Genomic DNA, 22,733 nt, shown 5'->3' on the forward strand with positions numbered 1-22,733 from the left:
CGTTCGTCGGCGGCAGGATGGGATCGGTGGCGGGCACGGGACCTCCGGTCGGGAAAAGCGGGACGGGCGGCGGGCACGGGTCGGTTCCCGGCGTATGGGTCGGTTCCCAGCGGTATGGGTCGGTTCCCAGCGGTACGGGTCGGTTCCAGGCGGTACGGGTCAGTTCCAGGCGAGGAGCACGACGCTGCCCACGGCCAGCGCCACGCCGACGTGCTGGATCCCCCGGATGCGCTCCTTGAGCAGGATCCGGGCCAGCAGCACGGTGCTGATCGGGTACAGCGACGCCAGCAGCCCGATGACGGCGAGGCTTCCGCCCCGGACCGCGACGAGGAAGAGCGCGCTCGACCCCATGTCGAGCACCCCCGAGAGCAGGGCGAGCCGGGCGGGCCTGGCGGGCAGCGCCGGTGAGGTGCGCCGTACCAGGATGAACAGCAGGATCGCGGTGAGCGAGGCGCAGCGGGCCCACACCAGGGGCCACAGGCTGGTGTCGCTCGGCGTCTGGGCCAGGAAGACGAAGAAGGCGCCGAATCCGGCGCCGGCGAGCAGGGCCAGGGCCATGCTGCGCAGCAGCGTCCGCCGGTCTCCGGACGCCCCCGTGCCGTCGCCGCTGAGGGAGACGAGCAGGACGGCGGCGAGGGCGCACAAGACGCCGACGACGGCCAGGGCGGAGAGCCGGTCGCCGGTCAGGACACCGGCGACGACGGGCAGCGCGGCGGCCGCGGCGGCGGTGGTCGGGGCTACCAGACTCATCACGCCGCTGGCCAGGGCCCGGTAGAGCAGGACGGCGCCCGCGCTTCCGCACAGCCCGGCGAGCGAGCCCCAGAGGACCTCGTCCCAGCCGGTTCCCGACCGGGAGAGCAGCCCGACGAGGGTGAGCGCGGTGGCGAGCCCGGCGGCGTTCGACCAGACGACCACGACGACGGCGCGGGCTCTCTTGGCCGCGAGTCCTCCGACGAAGTCGCCTGCGCCGAGCACCATCGCCGAGGCGAGCGCCAGGAACAGGTTCACCAGTTACTCCTTGTGTGAAGAAGCCGGGGGCGGCCCGTCCGCGGGCCGCCCCCGGTGTGGATGCGCGGGCACGACAGGCCCCAGTGAGACAGGGTCTAGGGCCTGCTGGTCAGGTAGCCGCCCATGGTCCGGAAGAAGTCGACGCCGCGGTGCTCGACGCCGTCGTCCGTGCGCACCCGCTCCACGACCAGGCCGTACTCGCCCCCGCCGCGCGCGCCGGGGCCGCAGACGACGGCGACGCCCTCGCCCTCGGGGCGGAACACCCGGCCGACGGTGCCGCCGAGCCGCACGGCCGAGACCGCGGCGGACAGGATGCGGACGCGCTGGCCCTTGTAGTAAGCGAAGGCGTTGGGGTACGGGTCGACTTGGGCGCGGACCAGGTTGGCGATGTCCTTGGCCGACCAGTTCCAGTCGATCCTGCTGTCCTCGATGGACCGCTTGTGGAAGAAGGTCGCCTGTGCCGGGTCCTGCGGGGTCCAGTCGGTGCGGCCCGACCCGATCAGCTCCAGCGACTCCAGCACCGCGGGGGCGAAGAGGTCGATGGTCTTGTGGAACAGGTCGGTGACGGTGTCCTTGTCCTCCACCGCCACCCGCTTCTGCACCACGATGTCGCCGAGGTCGAAGTCCTCGTTCATGAAGTGCACGGTGACGCCGACCTCGGGCTCGCCGTTGATCAGCGCCCAGTTGAGCGGGGCGAAGCCGCCGTACCGGGGCAGCAGGGCGTCGTGGATGTTGATGGCGCCGTGGGTGGCGAGGGAGTAGATCTCCGGGGCGACCCAGCTGCGCCAGTCCGACGACACCAGCAGGTCGGGCTCCAGTTCCCGCAGCCGCTCGGCCACTTCCCCGTCGTTGGCGTACTTACGGGTCAGCACGGGGATGCCGTGGCGCTCCGCGAGAGCGGCGACGGAGTCGTTCCAGATGGCCTCGTAGGCGTGGTCGCTCGGCGGGTGGGTGATGACGAGCGGGACCTCGTGCTCGGACTCCAGCAGGGCCTCCAGGACCCGGTGCCCCCAGGTCTGGTAGCCCATGAAGACGACTCGCATGCGTGGGGCCTTTCCGGTCACGGCCGCGTGAGCGGCAGGGACCATACGTAGGCGAAGCCGGCGCCCGCCTTGTGGTCGAAGGTGTCGCCTGCCTCGTAGGTGGCGAGCGCACCGCTGTATCGCGAGTTCGGGGACTTCCTGCTGACCACCGTGCAGGAGCCCTTGCAGAGTTCCATGGTGATCTCGCCGTTGACCTGCGGTTGCAGGGTGGCGACGAAGCCGTCGAGGGCGCGGCGCAGGTCGGAGAACCAGTAGCCGTAGTAGGCGAGTTCGGAGTAGCGCAGGGCGAGGGCCTGCTTGTGGTGGAGCGTCTCGCGGTCCAGGACGAGCGCTTCGAGCTCTTCGTGCGCGGCCATCAGCACGGTCGCGGCGGGCGCCTCGTAGATGCCCCGCGTCTTGAAGCCGACGATACGGCTCTCGACGATGTCGACGCGGCCGACGCCGTGGCGGGCGGCCACGGTGTTCAGTCGGCCCACCAGCTCGGTGAGTTCCAGCTTCTCGCCGTCGAGGGTGACCGGCACACCGGCGGCGAAGCCGACGGTGACCCGCTCGGCCTGCTCGGGCGCGGACTTGGGGTCGGCGGTGAGCTGCCAGGCGCGGGCGGGCGGGGGCTGCTCGACGTCGTCCAGTTCACCGCACTCGATGCTGGTGCCCCAGATGTTGGTGTCGATGCTGTACGGGTTCTCCTTGGTCACCGACACCTCGATGCCGTGCTCCCGCGCGTAGGCGAGCTCCGACTCTCGGGTGGTCAGCTCCCAGTCGATGACCGGGGCGAGCACCTTCAGCTTCGGGTCGAGCGCGGTGACGCTGGTGTGGAAGCGCACCTGGTCGTTGCCCTTGCCGGTGGCGCCGTGGGCGACCGCGTCGGCGCCCTCGGCGTGCGCGATCTCGACCATCCGCTGGGCGATCAGCGGCCGGGAGAGCGGCGCCGCCACCAGGTACTTGTTCTCGTAGCGGGCGTGCGCCTGGAGGGCCGGGAGGGCGAAGTCCTTCAGGAAGCGCTCGGAGAGCGGTTCCATGTAGACCTTCGACGCGCCGGTGCGCAGGGCCCGCTCCTTGACGGCCTCCAGCGATTCCAGCTGGCCGATGTCCGCGCAGAAGGCGATGACCTCGGCGTCGTAGCGCTCCTTCAGCCAGTGCAGGGCGACGGAGGTGTCGAGGCCTCCGGAGTACGCGAGCACGATTTTCATGGGGTCTCCAGGGTGCGGTGGCGGGCGTGGGGCGGTGCCGTCGGGGTCACTGCGACGCGGGGGCGGGCAGCTCGGCCAGCGCGGTGTCGATGACCTTGGCGATCTCCGCGCCGTCGGCGACCTCGCGGGCGGCCCGCAGGGTGGCCTCGTGCGCGTTCTGGAACGTCCGCCGGGCGGCGTCCAGCCACGCGGTGTGGCCCTCGGCGGCGGCGCGCAGCTCGGCGCGGACGGCCTCGACGCTCTGCGGGGAGGTGCCGCCGGGGCTGGTGTAGCGGGTCACCGCGGTACGGGGGGCGAGGATGTGCGCCAGCACCGACTCCTCTACCGGGTGGCCGAGTTCGGCGAGGATCCGGGCGCCGGCGGCGGTGTCGCGCAGCGTCGCGTCTTCCTTGATCAGGGTCGAGACGAGGGTGCCGGTGATGTGGTGGGCCTCGCGGAAGGCGATGCCGCGTTCGGAGACCAGGTAGTTGGCGAGTTCGGTGGCGGTGGAGAAGTTGTCCCAGCACAGGTTCTCGCCGCGCTCGCCGTTGAACTTGAGGCCCTTGGTCTGGCCCGCGACGATGCGCAGGGTCGACAGGTAGGCGTCGATGGCGTGCCACAGGTACGGCTTGTCGTCCTGGAGGTCACAGCTGTAGCCGAGCGTCACGCCCTTGGCCATGGTGAGGAGTTGGACGAGGGTGCCGACGGTCCGGCCCGACCGGCCGCGGGTCAGCTCGGCGACGACCGGGTTCTTCTTCTGCGGCATGATCGAGCTGCCGGTGGCGTACGCGTCGGAGACCTCGACCAGGCTGTACTCGTGCCCGCTCCACATCACGATCTCCTCGGCCATGCGCGAGAGGTTGTTCCCTCCGAGCGCGAACGCCGACGCGGTCTCGATGAGGTAGTCACGGGCGCTGGTGGCGTCGAGTGCGTGGCTCAGGACGCCGCCGAACCCCATGAGGCGCGCGGTGAGTTCACGGTCCAGCGGGAAGGACGTCCCGGCCAGGGCGCAGGCGCCGAGCGGCGCTTCGTCGGTCCGGTCGAACGCGCCGCGCAGCCGCCGGACGTCGCGCAGCAGCATGCTGGCGTGGGCGGTCTTCCAGAATCCGACGGAGACCGGCTGGGCGGCCTGGCTGTGCGTGTAGCCCGGCAGGATCGCGAGCAGGTCCTCCTCCGGGAAGGCGAGCAGCTCCTCGATCAGCGCGAGGTTCGCGGCGACGGCGTCGAGCTGGACGCCGCGCAGATAGATACGGGCGTCCGTGGAGACCTGGTCGTTGCGGGACCGCGCGGTGTGCATATGGCCGCCGACCTCGCGGCCGAGGTCCTCGATGACCATCTGCTCGATGTTGAAGTGGACGTCCTCCAGCTCCGGGCGCAGCGTCAGTTCGCCGCGCTCGTGCCGCTCCCACAGCTTCAGCAGGGATCCGAGAATCGCGCGCGCGGTCTCCTCCGGGATGACGCCCTGGCGGCCGAGCATCAGCACGTGCGCCATGTCCTGCCAGAGGTCGGCGAAGACGAGACGGACGTCGACATCCGTCGTGAGGGTGTAGTCGAGGACGTCGGACGTGATGTCCTCGTCGAAACGGCCGCCCCACAACTTATCGGTCATGAATTTTCTTCCTTTGCCTTTGCTCCGGACCGGGTCCAGCCGTACTTCTCGGCTGCCGACAGCGAATTCGATCATCAGTCGGCGTCCGAAGCACTGTCCATGGGAGCCCCCTGGCCGTGTCGGGACGTGACCGGAAACGGCCAGCCCGCCGTGCGGCGCCGGGCTCACGGAAACGCTCATGATTGAGCCAACAACCGCTGTCGATCCGGGTGTTTACCCCGCTTCACCTGCATGTCTCGCCATGTGAACTGATCTTGTCCGGCCAGGTTCTCTGTGATTTCGTCACGTTGCCGTCGAGCCGATGCGCTGAATTCTCCCGCGCAAAAGGCCTTTTCCCGCATGGTTCCCGCGCGGTTCCCGCGTGGTTCCCGCGTGGAGCGATCCGTGAATGTTCACCGCCGCCCTTTTCCTCGTAAGGCGGGAAAGGAAGAAGGAGGTTCACCGTGAGCCAGCTGTACACCTCCTTCCTGGCCACGGCGCTCGCCGCGCCGCACGCCCCCGCCGTCGTCGGCCTCGACGGGGCCGTGTCGTCGTACGCGGCGCTGCTCGACGCGGTGGAGACCGCGGCCGAGCGGCTGACGGCCGAGCTCGACGGAGGCGGCGGGAGCGACGGGGGCGACAGGGGCGACAGGGGCGACGGGGGCGACGTCCTGGGGCTCGCCGTCGGCGACCCGGTCACCTTCGTGGCGCTCTATCTGGCCGCGGCGAAGCTCCATGTGGTCACGGTGCTCCTCGACAGCCGGCTCTCCGCGCGGGAGCGGGAGCGCGCCTGCGCCAGGTTCGACCTGACCTGGCTCGCCGTGGACGGCCAGGGCCCGGACGACGGGCCGGGCTCCTTCCGCCTCACGCCCGTGCCCGATGCCTCCGCGCACCGCGAACGGGCCAGGGACGGCTACCAGTCCGGGGACTTCGTCGTGCACTGCACGTCCGGCTCTACGGGCGAGCCCAAGGGCATCGTCATGAGCCAGGCGGCCATCGCGGCCCGAGTCCGGCTGTGGGGCGGTGAGCTGGCGCTCTCCGCGTCGGACGTGGTGCTGTGCGCGCTCCCGCTGTCGCACTGCCACGGCATCGACATCCTGACGCTGCCCGGACTCCTGAGCGGCGCGACGGTGGTGTTCGCGCGGGGCGACCGGCTGACCGGGCGGGGACTCGCCCGGCTCGTCGAGGCGCGGGGCGTCACCGTGGTGAGCGGGCTGCCGGTCATGTACCGGATGCTCACCTCGGCGCGCGGGGCGCCCCCGGCGGCGCTGCGGACCCTCCGGCTGGCCATCGCGGGCAGCGCACCGCTCGGGACGAGCACCCAGGAGGCGTTCCTGGAGCGGTACGGGCTGCCGCTGCGGCAGGTGTACGGCCTGTCCGAGATCGGCGCCATCTGCTTCGACAAGGGATACGTCGGCAAGAACTCCGTCGGCACGCCCATCGCCGGGGTGGAACACCGGCTGGAGCCGATAAAGCCGATGGAGCCGATGGAGGGCAGGGACGGGGACACGGAGACGGAGCCCGCGGACGTCCGCGAGCTCTGGGTACGCGGCCCCGCGCTCGCCCGCGGCTACTACCGGGACCCCGCCCAGACCGCCGAGATGTTCCCGGACGGCTGGCTGCGGACCCACGACCTCGTCCGGGCCGACGAGGACGGCTGGTACGTACTCGGCCGCCGGTCGGGCTTCATCAACGTCGCCGGGCACAAGGTCGGCCCGCTGGAGGTCGAGGCCGCGCTGCGGGAGTGCCCCGGAGTGCGGGAGAGCGCGGTGGTCGGCGTCCCCGACCCCGCGACCACGGAGCGGGTCGCCGCCCTTCTCGTCCTCAGCCCCGGCGCCGACCTGGGCGCGGTGCGGCAGCGGCTCGCCCGGCTGCTGCTCTCCCACCAGCTGCCGCAGCGGTACGAGCTCACCGCCGCACTGCCGCGCACACCGCTCGGCAAGACCGACTACGCCGCCGTCAGGGAACTCATGCGCACCGAGGAGAGGAACACCGAATGACCACCGGCCTGAGCGAGACGAGCGCGCTCACGGACGCGCGGGAGCGGCTCGACGGCGTGGCGGACGGACTCCACGCCGCGCTGGCGGCGGGCACGACGCGGGACTACGAGCGGGACGCGGGCCCGGTGTTCGCGCTCCTGAAGCGGACCCGCGCCACGGCGATGCTCATTCCGGCGGAGTGCGGCGGCGGGGGCAGCACGGCCGAGGCGGCGGTGCGCTTCCAGGTCGCGCTCGGCTCGGCCGCCCCGTCCGCGGCCATCGCGACGACCATGCACCACTACAAGATCGCCGCGCTCGGGCAGGTGGCGGCCGCCGGCGACGAGGGCGCCCGGACCATCCTCCGGGACATCGCCCGTGACGCCCGGCTCATCGCCTCCGGCGGCGCCGAGTCGACCCCTGGCCGGGACTTGGGCAACCTCGGCAGCCAGGCGGTGCGCGACGCCGCGGGCTACCGCGTCAGCGGGCTCAAGCGGCCCTGCTCGCTGTCCCGCAGCATGGACATGCTGTCGCTGATGGTCGAGCTGCGCGCGCCGGACGGATCGCCCGACGGCTTCGCCCAGGCGTTCGTGGACGCCGGGGCCGAGGGCGTGGAGCGCGAGCCGTTCTGGCACAGCTCCCTGTTCCTCGCGGCGGAGAGCCACACCGTGCGCCTGTCGGACGTCCGGGTGCCGCGGGCCCGCGTCTTCCCCCTGCGGGGCGAGAGTGGCCGACGCTTCGCCGTCGACTGCTACAGCTGGTTCCAGCTGCTGATCAGCGCCTCGTACCTCGGGGTCGCCCACTGTCTGGCGGGGGCCGCGCCCGAGGGCCGACGACTCGGCTCGCGCGGCTGGACCGGCGCTACGGCGGAGCTCCGCGCCCTGGAGTCCGGGCTGCTCGACGCGGCCCGCGCGACCGACGCCGGCGCCCCGGCCGGAGACCGGCTCAACCTGGCGGTGGCGGCGCGGGACCGGGTCGAGGACGCGATCGGCGGGATCGGCGGCCGCCTGCTGCGGGCCGCGGGCGGCGCGGCCTTCGCCCGTTCCTCGTTCCCCGCGCTCCTCGCCGGCGGTCTGAACGCCCTCGCGTTCCACCCGCCGCAGCGCGGTGCCCGTGACGGCATCGGCCTGGAGTCCCTGGACCCCGATCTGAAGGACCGCGACTGATCATGTACACCAAAGAGCAGTTCAGCCTCCCGCTGCCGGCCATGCGCGACTTCGTTCGCGCCAAGTCGTTCGGCGTGCTGGCCACTTACCACGCCGGTGAGGTCTTCTCCTCGCCGCTCCCGATCGACCTGCGCGAGACCGAGGACGGCGAGCTGTTCGTCGCGGGACATGTGGCTCGGGCCAACGGCATGTCGGCCGTCTTCGGGACCGGGGCCCCCGCCACGATCACCGTGCTCGGCCCGGACACCTACATTCCCGCCGAGTGGTTCGGCACCCGCAGCCGCATCCCCACCTGGCTCTACTGCGCGGTGGAGATCTCCGGGCGGCTCGAACTCAGCGACGACGCCCGCAAGCGCGCCGATGTCGAGGTGCTGATCGACCGGCTCCAGAAGAGCACGGTCGACGGCTCGACCTGGACCCTGGACGAGATCCCCGCGCACCTCTCCGGCGAGTATCTGAAGCACATCGTCGGCTACCGTCTGCGCGACCTCCGCCTCACCTCCTGCTTCCGGCTGAACCAGGGCAAGGGCGGCACCGAGAACCTGGCCGACGCGCTGCGCTCCGGCGGCGACAGCGCCCGCCACGCGCTGGCGGAGCTGGCCCTCACCCCGCCCACCGCGGAACCGGGTCGTCCGGTCTCATGAGCGCGAAGGACCGGCTCGGCCGACTGCTCACCCTCCCCCCGAGCGACCGGATCGCCGTGGACTGGTGCGGGGAGCGGCTGACGTACGCCGAACTCACCGCCGCCGTCGACGACCTGACGCGCGCCCTCGATGCGCGCGGCGCGGCGGGCACCCATGTGCTGGTGCTCGGCCCGCTGAGCCCGGCCTATGTCGTCGGACTCCTGGCGGCGCTGCGCAGCGGCGCCGTCCCGGTTCCGGTCGACGCGGGCCTGGAGACCGGCCAGTACGCGTGGGCCGAGCGCATCGCCGCGCCGTCGGCCGTCCTGAGCAGCGACGTCTCCCCGGCGGCGCACTACCGGGGCGTCGGCACTCCGGACGAGCTGCTGCTGGAGGCCGCCACCGGCCGTGTCCTCCTCGACCTCCCGGCCCGCCGCCGCACCCGTCCCGTCCGCCGCCACGCGGCCCGCGACGCCGGTTACCTCATCCCCACGTCCGGTTCGACGGGCGCCCCGAAGGCGGTGGTGGGCAGCCGCACCGGACTCCACGCGTTCCTGACGTGGTTCGTGACCGAGTTCGACCTCCGGAGTACGGACGTCTGCGCCGCCGTCACCCGTGTGAACTTCGACCCCTCACTGCGTGAGCTGCTGGCCGTCCTGGCCGTCGGCGGCCGGCTCGCGCTGCCCGGCCCCGACGCCCAGCTGGATCTGCGGGCCCTCGCGGACCACCTGGTGCGCAGCCGGGCGACCCTCTCCTTCCTCGTCCCCTCGCTCGCGCGGCGGATCGCCGATGTGCTGGGCGCTCAGTCCGCGCGTCTCGACCAGCTGCGCCTGGGGTTCTTCGCCGGTGAGGTGCTGCCCGCGCGGGTGGTCGGAGCGTGGCGCGCGCTCGCCCCCGCCGCCGAGTTCGTGAACCTGTACGGCATGACCGAGGGCACCCTCGCGCAGCTGTTCCGGCGGGGCGTCCGGGGCGCGGGGGACGGTCCGCGGGAGGGCGTGCCGGTCGGGTCCGCCCGTCCGGGCGTCTCCGTCACCATCGACCGGCCCGACGCGGACGGCCGCGGCGAGGTGCTCATCGCCTCGGCCGCGCCCGCGCTGGGCACCCTCGCCGAGGACGCCGGCGGGGAGTCCGGGGCGTTCCGCGTCACGCCGATGGAACCGGTGCTGCGCACTGGTGACAGCGGATACCTCACCGCTGGCGGCCAGTTGGTGGTGGCCGGCCGACTCGGGAACGACCTGAAGGTCTCCGGCAGGCGGGTCTCGTACCACCGCCTCGTCGACGAGGTCGAGGAACTGCCCGGCGTCCGGCAGTGCGTGGTGGTCGACCGGCAGGGCCCGCGGGCCTTCCTCGCCGTCGACGATCCCACCGCCGCCGGGGCGGCCGAGGCGCTGCGCGCGGCGGTGGAGCAAACGGCCCGGCGGCTGCGGCTGCCCCGGCCCGCTGTCCATCTGCGCGGCGCTTTCCCGCTGTTGCGCAGCGGGAAGGTGGACCGGGTGGCGCTGGCCGCGTCGGCCGATGACGCACCGGCCGCTGCGGCTGAGGCCGTCGACGCCTCGACCGCGGACGGGGCCGTGGACGTCGCCGGGACCCTGCGCGGCCTCCTCGGCCTCGACACGGCTTCCGCTTCTTCTTCCGTCTCCTTCGTCGACGCGGGGCTGACGTCGCTGGACATGATGGAGTTCGTCCTGGAGGTGAACCGGCGGTTCGGGGTGGACCTCTCGGTCCGGGACTGCTTCGCCCACCGTGACATCGCGTCCCTGAGCCGGGCGATCGAGCTCGCCCGCTCTCCGGCCGCGTCCGCCACCACGGCCACGGACACCGCCACGGACCCTCAGGCCCGCCCCGACGCCCCCGAGGAGCCCAGCGAGTCCGGCTCGGTTCCGCTGTCGACACGTCAGCAGGCCTATATGGCCCTCTGCATGGCGGACGGCAACGCCAACTGGTGCAACATCTCTCGGGAGATACGGATCGCGGCGACCGTGTCGCGGACCGACGTGGAGAAGGCGGTCGACGCGGTCGTCGCCCGCCACGACGCCCTCAGGCTCTCGCTCACGGCGGACTGGAAGCGCCAACTCCACCGCGAGGCCGCCGAGGTGCGCTGCCCGGTCACGGTCGCCCCGGCCGGGGGCGGACACCGCACACGGGTCCAGGAGGCGCGGGTCAAGGCGGTGGCAGAGCCGATCGACCCCACCGGGCCCGCTCCGCTCAGGGTGGTCGTCGTGCCGGGCGACGGCACGACCTCCGTCCTCGTCGTCGCGCACCACCTGTTCGTCGACGGACTGAGCCTGGATCTGATCGCCGACGAGATCCGCCGCCTGCTGTCGGCGAAGCCCGTCGGCCCCGCCCCGGCCCCGCGCGGCTTCAGGGACTACTGCCGGGCGACCGAGCGCGCCGCGCACGCGCCGGCCCCGGAGGCCGCGTACTGGCGGAACCTCCTCGGGGGCCTCCGGCAGACCGAGCTGCCGGAGGCCGCGGGCGAGGACGCGCGCGCCGGAGAGCTGGTGTCGCACCCGTTCGGCGTCACCGGCACTCGGGCCGCCCACCGGATCGCCCAGGCGCACGGGGTCTCGGTCTTCGCGGTGGTGCTGGCCGCCTTCGAGCGGGCCGTCTCCCGGACCTTCGGGCTCGGCCCGCTGGCCCTCGTCGTTCCCGTCCAGGCACGGCAGGGCGCGCGGACCGGCACCGCGGGCATGTTCACCAGCCAGCTCGTCGTCCGCGGCCAGGGCACCGGGGAACTCCCGGACCGCGCGGGCGAGTTCGCCCGGCAGCTGGAGGACGGCACGGCCCACAGCGCCTGGGAGTTCGACCAGCGGGCCGAGGAGCTGGGTCTCGCCGACGCGGAGTGCTTCCCCCTGTCGACGGTGCTCTTCAACCAGCACCCCAAACCACGCGGCCTGCGCGCCCGCGAGCTCGGGGCCTGGCGGCCCCGGCCGCTGGGGCGGGCGCTGCGCTACCAGTTGCAGGGCGAACTCCAGATGTCGGCGGGCGAGATGGCGCTGACCTACTACTACCGGCGGGGCATCGCCGCCGACCGGCCCGACGTGATCGACCGGGTCCACGCGGACGTCCTCGCGGCACTGTGCGAAGCGGGGGCGGATCCGCATGCGGGGGCGGATCCGCATGCGGGGGCGGATCCGTACGCAGGGGCGGATCCGTACGCAGGGGGAGAGTCATATGCAGGAGGAGAGCCGCATGAGCGATGAGACGGCCACGCCCACCGACGCCGAGGCCCGGCTGCTCGTCCACCGGGCGGGCCGGACGCCGGTGTACGCCTACAGCAGGCCGGTGCTGCGCGACGCCGTCGCGCGGGTCCGCGCGGCCTCGCCGCCGGGGGCCGGTGTCTACTACTCGCTGAAGGCCAATCCGTACCCCGGAGTCGTCAACACGCTGGCCCCGCTGGTGGACGGCTTCGACGTCTGCTCGCTCGCCGAGATGGAGACCGCGCTGAGCACCGGCACACCGCCGGACCAGGTGCTGTTCACCGGCCCGGCGAAGTCCCGTACGGAGGCGGCGGCGGCGCTGGCCGCCGGTGTCGCGGTGACGGTCGAATCGCCCCGGCAGGCCGTCCTGTTCGCGGACGCGGCCCGCGATCTCGGGGTGACCGGACGCGGGGTGATCCGGCTCAACACGCCCTATCCGGCCCGGACACCGGACGCCGAGCCCACTCCGAACCAGTTCGGCGTGGGCGACGAGGACCTGGCCGACGTGATCGGCGTCCTGCGCGCCTCGCCGCTGTCGGTCAGCGGACTCCAGCTGTTCTGGGGCTCCCAGTACAGCGACCCCGAGGTCATCCTGACCACCCGGAAGGCGGTCACCGAGCGCGCCAGGGCGTGCGCCGAACGGTTCGGCCTCGCCCTCGACTTCGTCTCGATCGGCGGCGGCATCGCGACCCGGTGGCGCGACCGCGACCCCGCCGTCGACTGGGCCCGGCTGGCGGAGGCGGACACCGGCCTTCCCGCGCGGGGCGACCGGCTGCCGCTCGTCTGCGAGTACGGCCGGTCCATCGCGGGCCCGGCGGGCAGCCTGCTGACCACCGTCCTGGACACCAAGACGATCGGCGACCGCCGGTACGTCATCGTCGACGCCGGGATGAACGACATCCTCCTCGCGAGCCGCCTGCTGTCCGGAGGCGACCGGGGAGAGCTCCGCGTCCGGGTGGTGGGCGGGGCGGACCGCCGGCACGTCCCCCATGTGTATGTGACGGGGCCGCTCTGCTCCCAACTCGACGTGCTCGCCGAGGACATCGAGCTGCCCGAGGTGACGCCCGGCGACCTGCTGGTGTTCCCCGGCGTGGGCGCGTACGGACCGAGCTTCAGCCCCGGCGGATTCCTGAGCCGCGACAAGGTGAGAGAGATCGTTTTCTGACATGAGTGACACCGTCATGAGTGACACCGTCCCGCGGGATCCCGGTGACGGCCGCGTACGGGAGCCGCTGAGCCCGATCCAGCGCGCCTATCTGATCGGCGGCCAGGACGGCCTCGAACTCAGCGGACCCGCCCGCTACTACCTGAGCTGCGACCTGAGCCCGGACAAGGCGGCCGGGGTCGGCGCCCGCCTGCGCCGACTGGTCCGGGCCAACTCCGTGCTCCGGCTCAGCAAGGCCGCCGACCTCTCCCTGACACCCCTGCGCGAGGACGTCGCGCGGGACGTGGACGCCGATGTCCGCTGGGTCGACGACGCCGGCTTCGACGCCGCCGACGACGAGGTCCGCCGCGCCTGCGTCTCCGACGCGTTCGCGTTCGGCGACTGGCCGCAGTTCGAGGTGTCCGTGGTGCGCTCGGCGCACCGCGCCAGGCTGCACCTGGTGTACTCCCTGTGGCTGATGGACGCGGCGTCGCTCGGCGTGTTCCTCGCCGAGCTGGTGACGGACCGCGACGGCGGGGAGGGGGAACCCGCCGTCGCCGACCGCGCCCCGCACGGCACGCCCGGCGGTCCCGGCACGCCCCGCCGGGACCGTTCCGCACGCGACGAGCGGTTCTGGCGTACGCGGGCGGCGGCGCTTCCCGACGCCGCCGAACTGCCGCTGCGGCCCGGCTGGCGGTCCGTCGGCCCGGCGGTCTCCCACCGTATGGTCACCCTCGACCCGGTCACGGCGGCCCGGATCGACACGTTCGCGAGCAGCCACGGGCTCACCCCGTCGATGGTCTACCTCGCGGCCTACGGTGCCGTACTCGGGCGACTCGGCGGCGGCTCGGCCCACACCGTCACCGTCCTGCACTCGCGGCGCACCGGCCCCGTGTCCCCCGACTCGCTCGGCAACCAGGGCAGCACCATGCCGCTGGAGGTGCCCGGAACGACCGGGCAGAGCTTCGCCGAGATCGCCCGCGCGGTCCAGAGCCGGTATCTCGCCCAGGCCATGCACGGCTCGCTGAGCGGCGCCGAGATCGCCCGGCTCGCCGACCCCGCCGCCGACCTGCGACGGCTCGCCCACCCCTTCGCGTTCACCGCGTTCGACGTCGACGGCTCGGGCGAGGCCGCGCTGGGGCTGCGCCGCCGCTGGGATGACGTTCAGCTGCGGGTGCCGCAGGTGCTGATCGACCATCAGGTGGCCAGGGAGTCCGACGGCACGGTCCGGCTGGGCTTCGACTGGCGGACAGAGGCCTTCGACGCCGGATTCGCCGAGGACTTCGTGGCGCGGTGCGAGGAGTTCGTCCGCGAACTCGCCGCGTCCGGCGAGCACGGGACCCGCCGTCCGGCCCGCTCCCCGGCGTCCGCGCCGCCGCGCACCGCCACCGCGGCTCCCACCGTGCCCCGCGCCGCGCACCCCGTCACGCACCCTGTCGCGGTGTCCGCCGGGGGCTGTGCCGACACCCTCCACGGGCGCGTCCTGCGGTGCGCGGCCGACCGGCCCGACGCGCCCGCCGTCCACGACGAACAGGGCGCCCTCAGCTACGCGGAGCTGGTCGGACAGGCCCACGCCGTCGCGGGGTCGCTCCTGGACGCCGGTGCGCGCACCGGTGACCGGGTCGCCGTCCACCTGCCACGGGGACGCGGCCAGGTCGTAGCGATGCTCGGCAGCCTGCTCGCGGGCTGTACGTACATCCCGCTGGACCACGGCGCCCCGGACGGACGCCTCGACAGCATCGCCCGCCGCGGAGCCGTGCGCTTCGCGGTCACCGAGGGACGGCCGACAGCGGACGCGCGCTGGACCGAGCGCGGGGCGCGCCCCCTGCCGCTCCTCGCGGCCGGGGTGTCCGCGGCCGGGGACCCGCGGCCGCTCGTCGCACCGAGCCCCACCGCCTATGTCATCTTCACGTCGGGCTCGACCGGCGAGCCGAAGGGCGTGGTGATCTCCCACGCGGCGGTCCTCAACACGATCGACGCGGTCAACGAGGAGTTCGCCGTCACCGAGGCGGACCGGGTGCTCTCGGTCTCCTCGGTCGGCTTCGACCTCTCCGTGTACGACGTCTTCGGCCCGCTGGTGCGCGGCGGCTGTGTGGTGCTCCTCTCGGAGGAGAGCGCCAAGAGCCCCGCGCGGTGGACGGAGCTGATCGACCGCCACGGGGTGACCCTGTGGAACTCCGCGCCCGCGCTGGCGTCCCTGCTGGCCCAGGAGCGGGCGGCCCTCCCGTCGGTGCGGGCCTTCCTGCTCAGCGGCGACTGGATTCCGCTGAAGCTTCCGGCGGCGCTGCGGCGGCTGGCGCCGGAGGCCGAGGTCGTCTCGCTCGGCGGCGCGACCGAGGGATCGATCTGGTCCGTCTTCCACCGCGTCGGGGAAGCCGACGGCGACGGCCGGTCGATCCCGTACGGCAGGGCCCTGCCCGGCCAGGAGATCCTCGTACTGGACGCCGAGCGCGAGGTGTGCCCCGACTGGCAGATCGGTGAGATCCACATCGCCGGCGCCGGCGTGGCCGACGGCTACGCCGACGACCCGGTGAAGACCGCGGCCGCGTTCTCCGACGACCCGGTGTACGGGCGGCTCTACCGCACCGGCGACCGCGGCCGCCGCCATCCGGGCGGGGTCGTCGAGTTCCTGGGGCGCACCGACAGTCAGGTGAAGCTGAACGGGCACCGCGTGGAGCTGGGCGAGATCGAGCACCTGATCGAGAAGACGCCCGGCGTCGGCCGGTGCGCCGTGGCCGTACGGGACAGGGGCCGACGCAAGCAGCTCGTCGCCTGCGTCACCCTCGCCGAGAGGGCGGCGGACGGCTGGCGGCAAGGCGTGCTCGCGGCGCTCAGGAACGCCGTACCGTCCTACATGATCCCCGAAGCGCTGCTGGAGCTGGACGAGCTTCCGCTGAACGGCAACGGGAAGCTGGACCGGCGCGCGCTCGACCGGCTCCCCTGGAACGACACCGCCGACACCGCCGAGGCCGCCGACACCGACGCGCCGACCGAGCGGGACGTGCTGAGCCACGAGGTCTCGGCGTGCTGGCAGGAGGTGCTGGGCGAGGCCCCGCGCGGGGAGTCCTTCTTCGCCGCGGGCGGGAGCTCGTACGACGCGATCCGGCTGCTCTCGGTCCTGCGGAGCCGGTACGGACACGACGTGCCGTTCGGGGAGTTCATGGCCGCCCCGACCGTCGCGGGCCTGGCCGCCCTGTGCCGTCGGCCGCGCGCGTCGGGCGGCTCGGGGATCTGGACGTACCAGCCGCGTTCCAGCGCCGCGCCCCGGCTGCGGCTGGTCCTCTTCCCGCCGGTGGGCGGCGGGGTGTCCTGCTACGCGGGGCTGGTCCGGGAGCTGGCTGGCGACATCGACGTACACGTGGTGGGCATCGACGCGCCGCTGGAGGAGGGCGCCGACGGCGGCGGCACGCTGTCCGGGCTCGCCCGGCGCTGTCTCGCGGAGCTGGCCGACCGGGTCCCGTCCGACGGGGTGCCGTCGGTGTTCGCGGGGTGGTCGTTCGGCGGCGCGCTGGCCTATGAGGCCGCGCGTGTCTCGCGGACGCCGGTGGCGCGCGTGGTCGTGATCGACACGCCCGTCTCCCCGGCGTCCCGCGGCGGCGACGGAACCCCACCCGACGAAACCGCCGCCGACGGGGCCGGTCAGGCGCTGCTCGACGGCTTCCTCCGGGACATCCGGGAGACCAGTGGCGTACGGCTCGACGCCGGGCAGGTGACGTCGGACCCGGTGCTCGACACCAGGTTCGCGGTCTACCGGCGGAACATGACCCTGCTGCACGGCTGGGACCCGGCCCGCTCCCCCGTCCCCCTGGTGGAGTTCCGGGCCGGGAACGACCCCGCCGAAGCCGACCCCGACGCCTGGGGCCGGATCGCCCGCCGCACCAGCGGCCCGGCGCTGACCGGCGGACATTTCGACGTCTTCGACGACGCCAACGCCAAGCGGGTCAGGGACGCGATCGAAGGAGTGAAGAGTGTCGATGACCTCGACGACCGGTTCTGACATACGTACGGCGGTCCTCGCGGAGCTGGCCGCCCACGGCTGCCCCCCGCTCGCCGATCCCGGCGCGGATCTGATCGGCCACGGGGTCAACTCGGCCGCCCTGATCCAGATCCTGTCCGCGCTGGAGGACCGGTTCGACGTCGACCTGGACCTGGAGGCCCTCTTCGCCGCCCCGGTCACGGTGTCCCGTCTGGAGACGGAGATCACCCGCGTCGCCGGAGCCCCCGGCCCCACCGGCCGGGCGGATTCCGCACCACCCACGGAAGGAACCAACGATGTCCGCAACCGATGACTACCAGCGGCTGACCCCTTCGGGCATGGGCGCGCTCGTCCCCTGGGCCCCCGGCGACGCCGTCGAGGACCTGGCCGCGCGCGCCAAGAAGGCCGCGCTGGCGAGCGGCTGCGTCCTGGTCCGGGGCGTCGAGCTGGACGAGGACGCCTTCAAGCTCCTCGTGCGCTCCCTCGGCGACACCGTCGACCACAAGTTCGGCGAGGGGCAGGCCGACCTCCTCAAGCTCAACGCCTCCCGCGACAAGGAGAAGGTGGTGACCGGCCGCGGCCCGCTGCCGCTGCACACGGACGGCCTCCTCGTCGGCGAACAGGTCGACCTGATCATTCTGTACGCGGCGGAGTTCTCGGACGTTCCGGGCTCCGGCGAGACCTACGTCAGCGACCAGCTGACGGCCTGGCGGGAGATGCCCGAGCGGCTGCGCCGCGTCCTCGACGAGCACGAGATCGAGTATCTGGTGAAGGAGCGGGGCTACTTCCCGACCGTCCCCGTCGACTGGCACACCATCCCGACGACCCGTGACTACGGCCGGGTGAAGTCCCTGAACCTCACGACGGCCTTCCCCCGCGACGTGGACCAGCGGTCCTGGGAGATCCGGGTCAAGGGCCTGCCGCAGGCCGAATCCGACCGGTTCTTCGATGAGCTCGACGCCTTCCTGCGCTCCGAACGCTACGCCTACACCCACCGCTGGCAGGTCGGCGACCTGCTGATCATCGACAACCAGCGGACGCTGCACGGCCGCACCGCCATCAGCGAGGGAGGCACCCGCGTGCTCTTCCGCGGCCAGCTGACGCTGTCCGACGCGGCCTAGCGGCCCGGCGGACCTGATCTGGCGGACCGGCCCCAGGTGTTCGAGGAGTTGCTGCCCGCCCCGCACACGGTCGTCGAGGCCTTCGGCGACCCGCCCGGCCCGGTGCCGCTCTTCGAGGAGGAGGAGCGGTACGTGGCCGGGGCCGTGCCCGAGCGACGCCGGGAGTTCGCCACCACCCGCGCCTGCGCGCGGGCCGCCCTGGCCCGGCTCGGCGAGGCTCCGGGGCCGATTCCGCGCGGGCCTCGGGGCGCGCCGGTGTGGCCCGCGTCGACCGTCGGCAGCATGACGCACTGCGCCGGGTACCGGGCCGCCGTGGTGGCCCGGTCCGCCGCGGTGCTGACCGTCGGCCTGGACGCGGAGCCGAACCTGCCGATCAGCGGCGGCGCTCTGAAAATGACCACGAGCCGTCAGGAACGGCTGCACATCGCCGAGTTGGCGGCGTCCGGCCTCGATGTGCACTGGGACCGGCTGCTGTTCAGCGCGAAGGAGAGCGTGTACAAGGCCTGGCATCCGCTCACCGGCGGCTGGCTGGGCTTCGAGGACGTGGCGGTGACCGTCGACGTCCCCGCACGGACCTTCACGGCGGACCTAACGCGGCCGCGCCCCCTGGCGGGCGGCCGGTGCGTGACCGCCTTCCAGGGGGTGTGGACCGTACGGCGGGGCCTGCTGCTCACGGCCGTCTCCGTGCCGAGAACCTCCCCCGATCTCCCTATCCCTCCCCCTCCCCCTCTTCTTCTCCCTCCTCCCGACTGACCCACCCCGTACAGGAGTTCGCGATGCTCAAGCCCAGACAGCCCGCGCCCGCCCTCGACGTCCCGCTGGTCGGCGGCGGCCGCTGGGTCCTCGCCGACCAGCGGCCCGAGAGCTTCACCCTCGTGGTCTTCTACCGGGGCGTGCACTGCCCCATGTGCCGCGCCCATGTAACGGAACTCGACTCCGTCATACCCGAGTTGGCCGAGGCCGGGGTGACCTCGGCGGTGGCCGTGAGCGGCGACGGCATCGACCGCGCCGAGCGGGCCGTCAAGGAGTGGAACCTCACGCGGGTGCCCGTCGGATACGAGCTGAGCCTGGAATCGATGCGGGAGTGGGGCCTGTACGTGTCGAAGGCCGTCAACGAGGGAAACCCCGACGAGTTCAGCGAACCGGGCCTGTTCCTCGTCCGCCCGGACGGCACGCTCTACGCGTCGGTGCGGACGTCGATGCCGTTCCTGCGCCCGCACCTGAACGAGGTCGTCGAGACCGTCCGGTGGATCAACGAGAACGACTACCCGGCACGGGGCGAGGTGTGAGCGGCGGCGAGCGGACCCCTGAGAACGCGGGCACGATCACACCCGCGGAACTCAAGGACCTGCTCGACCGCGGAGCCCCCATCGACCTCATCGACGTCCGGGAGCCCCACGAGTGGGAGCTCGTCCGCATTCCCGGAGCCCGGCTGGCGCCCCAGGGCTCCTGGCTCGACGCGTCGGCGCTGCCGACGCTGCGGGCGGGACTCCGGCCCGTCTTCTACTGCCGGACCGGTGTCCGTACGCGGGCGGTCCTGGCCGTCGTGCGCGAGGCGGGCTTCGCCGACGCCGTGCACCTCGAAGGCGGCGTCCTCGCCTGGGCCACGCAGATCGACCCCAGCCTGCCGCGGTACTGAACCGCCTCACCAGAAAGGCCTGAACATGGCTCCCGTCAGCAAATGGTGCGTCGTCGCCAACGTCCCCCTGCCCGACCTGGAACACCTCGCGCGGCCCGCCGACCTCGGCGACCTGACGGTGTACTACCGCGGCCCCGAGGGAGCGCGCCTCCCCGAGAACCCGCCGTTCGTCGTCGACGTCGCCACCCTGTCCCCGCACTCCCGCGCCGCCGCCTCGCTGCTGCGCGTCGAGGCGGACGCCGTCACCGTCCGCGTCTCAGCGCTCAACCAGGACCCGGTCTACTACGCGGTCAACCGGATGAAGGGCCTCTTCGCCTACTTCACCGACCTGTTCCTCGCCCCGCTGGTGCTGCCCGCGCTCGGCCTGCCCGTCCGCGTACTCGGCGACGCTCCGGCCCACGAGCACGGCACCCTGGTGGCCGACGTGAGCCGCCTGCGGCACGGCACCGTGACGCGGACGCGCCGTAACAGCGGCGGACACTGGCTCACCGACACGGGCGACGAGCACGACGTACTGGGCGACTTCCGCACCCCGCACCGGGACGACCCCCTAACAGCGGGCGAGGCGCAACTGGAGGCGCTGGCCGCGGAGATCGCACGCGTCGACGCGACCACTCCGGAGGGCACCGGCTACGCCACGCTGCTGTCCGGGGGCATCGACTCCGGAACCGTGACCTATCTGGCGGCCCGCGCCGGGCTGCCCGTCACCCCGTACAGCGTGGCGACCCCGTGGGGCGACGAGCTCGACGACGCGGCCGAGCTCTGCGCGGAGCTCGGCATCGGCCTCGAACCCGTATACCTGACCGAGGATCAGATCATCGCCTCCATACCGGAGGCCGTCCGCTGGCTGGGAGCGGCCGACGCCGAGACAGTCGAGGTCGCGCTGACCGCCACGACGGTGCAGCGGCTCGGCGCGGTCTCCGCGGACGAGGTCCTGCTGACCGGCTACGGCAGCGACCTCGTCAACGCCGGCCTCTACCGCCCCTTCGACCACCGCGACGACCTGATCGAGCAGATCCTGTCCGCGGTCGACCGCACCCGGCGCAGCAACGAACTGTCCAACCGGATGCCCCTCGCGTACGGCACGACCGCCCATCACCCCTTCTGGTCCTGGCCGGTGATGAGGGTCGCCCTGGAGACCACGCCCGAGTGCAAGGTCCGCGAGGGCCGGGAGAAGTACCACCTGCGCACGGCGATGGGCCGCCGCGTCCCCGAACCGGTCGCGTGGCGCAAGAAGATCGCCGTCCACCACGGCGGCGGCCTCCAGGACGGCGTGACCCGACGCCTGGAGAAGGAGACCGGCGCACAGGACCGAGGGGCCGTCTACCGGGCCTGCTTCGCCGAACTCCTGGACCGCGCGGCACGGGGAGAGCTGGAGCCCTCCGACCCCTGGGACCTCTTCGAGCGGGCGCTGCGGCGCGCGCGGGCTTAGCGTCCACGGGCGCGCCCGCCTCGGCCAGGACCGCCAAGTGGCCAGCGCGGACCGCCGATCGCCCTACCCGAGAGGCCGCGTCTCCGCCCATACGGTCTTGCCGGGGCCGGTGCGCTCGCTCACGCCCCAGCGAGCCGCGACGGCCGCGACCAGATGCAGGCCCCGGCCGCTGTCGCGGTCCGCCGCGGCGGTCACCGGCTCGGGCAGCGCCGGGTGGGTGTCGGACACCTCGACGCGGACGACCCCCGCCTCATGCCCGTACACCAAGCGCAGCTCGAAGTCCCGACCCGGCACGCGGCCGTGCAGTACGGCGTTGGCCGCCAACTCTGCGACGAGCAGGGCCACCTCGTGGCAACCCGGCGTCCCGTACGGGATGCCCCAGTCGTGCGACTGCTGCGCGGCGAGGCACCGCGCCTGGCGCGCGCCGAGCCGCGTCGCGGCGAAACGCCGCGCGAACACACTTACGGTTACGACCCCTTGGGCCGGTGAAGCTGTCATACGCCCAGCGTTCCGGCCCGTCACCGCACGCCAACAGGCGCGACACCCATACAGATCCGGCTGTACCAGTTCACGCACTGGACCGGGTGCGTGACCGCCCGTAACCATGGGTGAGTTGGGTGACGCACGGAGGGCGGGCGGCGATGACGGCGGAACACGACGGCGCGACCACGGAACCCGAACTGTCGGACAGCCTCAAGACCTTCGGGGCGGTGCACAAGGCGCTGCGCGACGCGGCGAACCTGACCCAGGAGGAGTACGCGCCGCGCGTGCGCTACTCGGCGGCCTACATCGCCAAGATCGAGCAGGGCAAACGGTTCCCGCCGGGGGATCTGCCCGAGCGGGCGACGGAGGCACTGGGACCGCTCGCGGCGAAGGTACTCGCGGCAGCGGCGAGAAGCCTGCGCCGCAAGGCCGGACTGGCGTCCTGGTTCTTGCAGTGGGCGGGGATCGAAGAGGAAGCGATCACGCTGTACGCGTACGAGTGCCGGGGGATTCCGGGGATGTTGCAGCCCGAGCCGTACATCCGGGCCATCTTCGACCGGCGGCTTCCTCCGGTTACGGAGGAACGGCTGGAGCAGGAGGTCGCGGCCCGCCTGGACCGGCAAAAGCTCATCTCGCAGCGCCCGAACACGGCGTTCAGCTTCGTCATCGAGCAGGCGGTGCTGGAACGCGGGGTGGGAGGGGACAGCGTCACACGGTCCGTGGTCGACCATCTCTTGCGCGTTGGCAGCCAACGGAACGTAGAGATCCAGATCATGCCGCTTCGGCAGGATGACCACGCCGGAATCGACGGGCAGATGTACTTGGCGGAACGGCCGGACCACCAATGGGTCGGCTACACGGAAGGACAACGGTCGAGCAGTTTGATCACCACTTCGGTCGATGTGAGCGTGCTTCTGCAGCGCTATGGCAAGCTGCGTTCCCAGGCCCTGGACTGTCGGGCTACCGTGAGCCTGCTGGAACAGATGCGAGGAGCGCTATGAGCACCACCGAAGACCTGAGCTGGTTCAAGAGCAGCTACAGCGGCAGCGAAGGCGACAACTGCGTCGAAGTCGCCATGCAGCCCACAGCGGTCCACGTCCGCGACTCCAAAGACACCGGACTCCGTCCCTTCTCTGTCTCTCCCGCGGCCTGGACGGCGTTCACCGCC

18 protein-coding genes and 1 pseudogene are annotated in these 22,733 nt (G+C 72.7%); 14 read left to right on the top strand and 5 right to left on the bottom strand.

From position 1 onward, the window contains the following. Positions 1-159: 159 nt before the first annotated feature. From ACX6XY_RS05900 to argH, 4 genes are all read right to left on the bottom strand, one after another. Positions 160-1,008 (bottom strand): EamA family transporter, encoded by an 849-nt coding sequence (locus tag ACX6XY_RS05900; protein WP_460327145.1) that lies wholly within the window; start codon positions 1,006-1,008, stop codon positions 160-162. Positions 1,009-1,103: 95 nt separating this feature from the next. Then, positions 1,104-2,051 (bottom strand): methionyl-tRNA formyltransferase, encoded by a 948-nt coding sequence (locus ACX6XY_RS05905; protein ID WP_460327147.1) that lies wholly within the window; start codon positions 2,049-2,051, stop codon positions 1,104-1,106. Between the two features lie 17 nt (positions 2,052-2,068). Continuing rightward, on the bottom strand, positions 2,069-3,241 hold the full coding sequence (locus ACX6XY_RS05910; RefSeq protein WP_460327149.1) for an argininosuccinate synthase: 1,173 nt from the start codon (positions 3,239-3,241) through the stop codon (positions 2,069-2,071). Between the two features lie 46 nt (positions 3,242-3,287). Next, complete coding sequence (argH, locus tag ACX6XY_RS05915; protein WP_460327151.1) at positions 3,288-4,829, bottom strand: argininosuccinate lyase; 1,542 nt, start codon at positions 4,827-4,829, stop codon at positions 3,288-3,290. A gap of 443 nt (positions 4,830-5,272) precedes the next feature. Here argH and ACX6XY_RS05920 point away from each other — a divergent pair, with 443 nt between their 5' ends. Genes ACX6XY_RS05920 through ACX6XY_RS05975 form a run of 12 tightly spaced genes read left to right on the top strand, consistent with a single transcriptional unit; the run spans position 5,273 to position 21,082 of the window. Further along, on the top strand, positions 5,273-6,808 hold the full coding sequence (locus tag ACX6XY_RS05920; protein ID WP_460327153.1) for a class I adenylate-forming enzyme family protein: 1,536 nt from the start codon (positions 5,273-5,275) through the stop codon (positions 6,806-6,808). Further along, positions 6,805-7,950 carry a hypothetical protein gene (locus ACX6XY_RS05925; protein WP_460327154.1) on the top strand — a complete coding sequence of 382 codons (1,146 nt, stop codon included), beginning with the start codon at positions 6,805-6,807 and terminating at the stop codon, positions 7,948-7,950. The genes ACX6XY_RS05920 and ACX6XY_RS05925 overlap by 4 nt, the downstream gene beginning before the upstream one ends. Positions 7,951-7,952: 2 nt before the next feature. Continuing rightward, complete coding sequence (locus ACX6XY_RS05930) at positions 7,953-8,594, top strand: FMN-binding negative transcriptional regulator (protein ID WP_460327156.1); 642 nt, start codon at positions 7,953-7,955, stop codon at positions 8,592-8,594. Further along, positions 8,591-11,773: an AMP-binding protein gene (locus ACX6XY_RS05935; RefSeq protein ID WP_460327158.1), complete on the top strand. Its 3,183-nt coding sequence runs from the start codon at positions 8,591-8,593 to the stop codon at positions 11,771-11,773. The genes ACX6XY_RS05930 and ACX6XY_RS05935 overlap by 4 nt, the downstream gene beginning before the upstream one ends. Beyond that, entirely contained in the window at positions 11,763-12,935 is a 1,173-nt protein-coding gene (locus ACX6XY_RS05940; RefSeq protein WP_460327159.1) for an alanine racemase, read from the top strand. Before ACX6XY_RS05935 ends, ACX6XY_RS05940 begins: the two co-directional genes overlap by 11 nt. Before the next feature lies 1 nt (position 12,936). Further along, complete coding sequence (locus ACX6XY_RS05945; protein ID WP_460327161.1) at positions 12,937-16,911, top strand: non-ribosomal peptide synthetase; 3,975 nt, start codon at positions 12,937-12,939, stop codon at positions 16,909-16,911. Further along, on the top strand, positions 16,889-17,203 hold the full coding sequence (locus ACX6XY_RS05950) for an acyl carrier protein (protein ID WP_460327164.1): 315 nt from the start codon (positions 16,889-16,891) through the stop codon (positions 17,201-17,203). The genes ACX6XY_RS05945 and ACX6XY_RS05950 overlap by 23 nt, the downstream gene beginning before the upstream one ends. After that, the gene (locus tag ACX6XY_RS05955; RefSeq protein WP_460327166.1) at positions 17,187-18,011 is read left to right on the top strand and encodes a TauD/TfdA dioxygenase family protein; all 825 of its coding nucleotides are present in this window, start codon (positions 17,187-17,189) and stop codon (positions 18,009-18,011) included. The genes ACX6XY_RS05950 and ACX6XY_RS05955 overlap by 17 nt, the downstream gene beginning before the upstream one ends. 36 nt (positions 18,012-18,047) lie before the next feature. Continuing rightward, a complete protein-coding gene (locus ACX6XY_RS05960) occupies positions 18,048-18,764 on the top strand; it encodes a 4'-phosphopantetheinyl transferase family protein (RefSeq protein WP_460327169.1) in 717 nt (238 codons plus the stop codon). A gap of 23 nt (positions 18,765-18,787) precedes the next feature. Then, complete coding sequence (locus ACX6XY_RS05965; RefSeq protein ID WP_460327171.1) at positions 18,788-19,300, top strand: peroxiredoxin-like family protein; 513 nt, start codon at positions 18,788-18,790, stop codon at positions 19,298-19,300. After that, on the top strand, positions 19,297-19,650 hold the full coding sequence (locus ACX6XY_RS05970) for a rhodanese-like domain-containing protein (RefSeq protein WP_460327173.1): 354 nt from the start codon (positions 19,297-19,299) through the stop codon (positions 19,648-19,650). Before ACX6XY_RS05965 ends, ACX6XY_RS05970 begins: the two co-directional genes overlap by 4 nt. A gap of 25 nt (positions 19,651-19,675) precedes the next feature. Continuing rightward, positions 19,676-21,082, top strand: coding sequence for an asparagine synthase-related protein (locus tag ACX6XY_RS05975; RefSeq protein ID WP_460327175.1), 1,407 nt, complete (start codon positions 19,676-19,678; stop codon positions 21,080-21,082). A gap of 63 nt (positions 21,083-21,145) precedes the next feature. On the opposite strand, the gene ACX6XY_RS05980 is transcribed toward ACX6XY_RS05975, so the two are convergent. Beyond that, complete coding sequence (locus tag ACX6XY_RS05980; protein ID WP_460327177.1) at positions 21,146-21,580, bottom strand: ATP-binding protein; 435 nt, start codon at positions 21,578-21,580, stop codon at positions 21,146-21,148. A 143-nt stretch (positions 21,581-21,723) separates the two neighbouring features. Here ACX6XY_RS05980 and ACX6XY_RS05985 point away from each other — a divergent pair, with 143 nt between their 5' ends. Together ACX6XY_RS05985 and ACX6XY_RS05990 are read left to right on the top strand one after the other, a co-directional pair. Next, the gene (locus tag ACX6XY_RS05985) at positions 21,724-22,566 is read left to right on the top strand and encodes a helix-turn-helix domain-containing protein (RefSeq protein ID WP_460327179.1); all 843 of its coding nucleotides are present in this window, start codon (positions 21,724-21,726) and stop codon (positions 22,564-22,566) included. Continuing rightward, positions 22,563-22,721: pseudogene (locus tag ACX6XY_RS05990) on the top strand (DUF397 domain-containing protein); the annotation flags it as partial. The gene ACX6XY_RS05985 and the pseudogene ACX6XY_RS05990, both read left to right, overlap by 4 nt. Between the last annotated feature and the right edge of the window lie 12 nt (positions 22,722-22,733).

It is taken from the genome of Streptomyces sp. O3 (genome assembly GCF_054788135.1).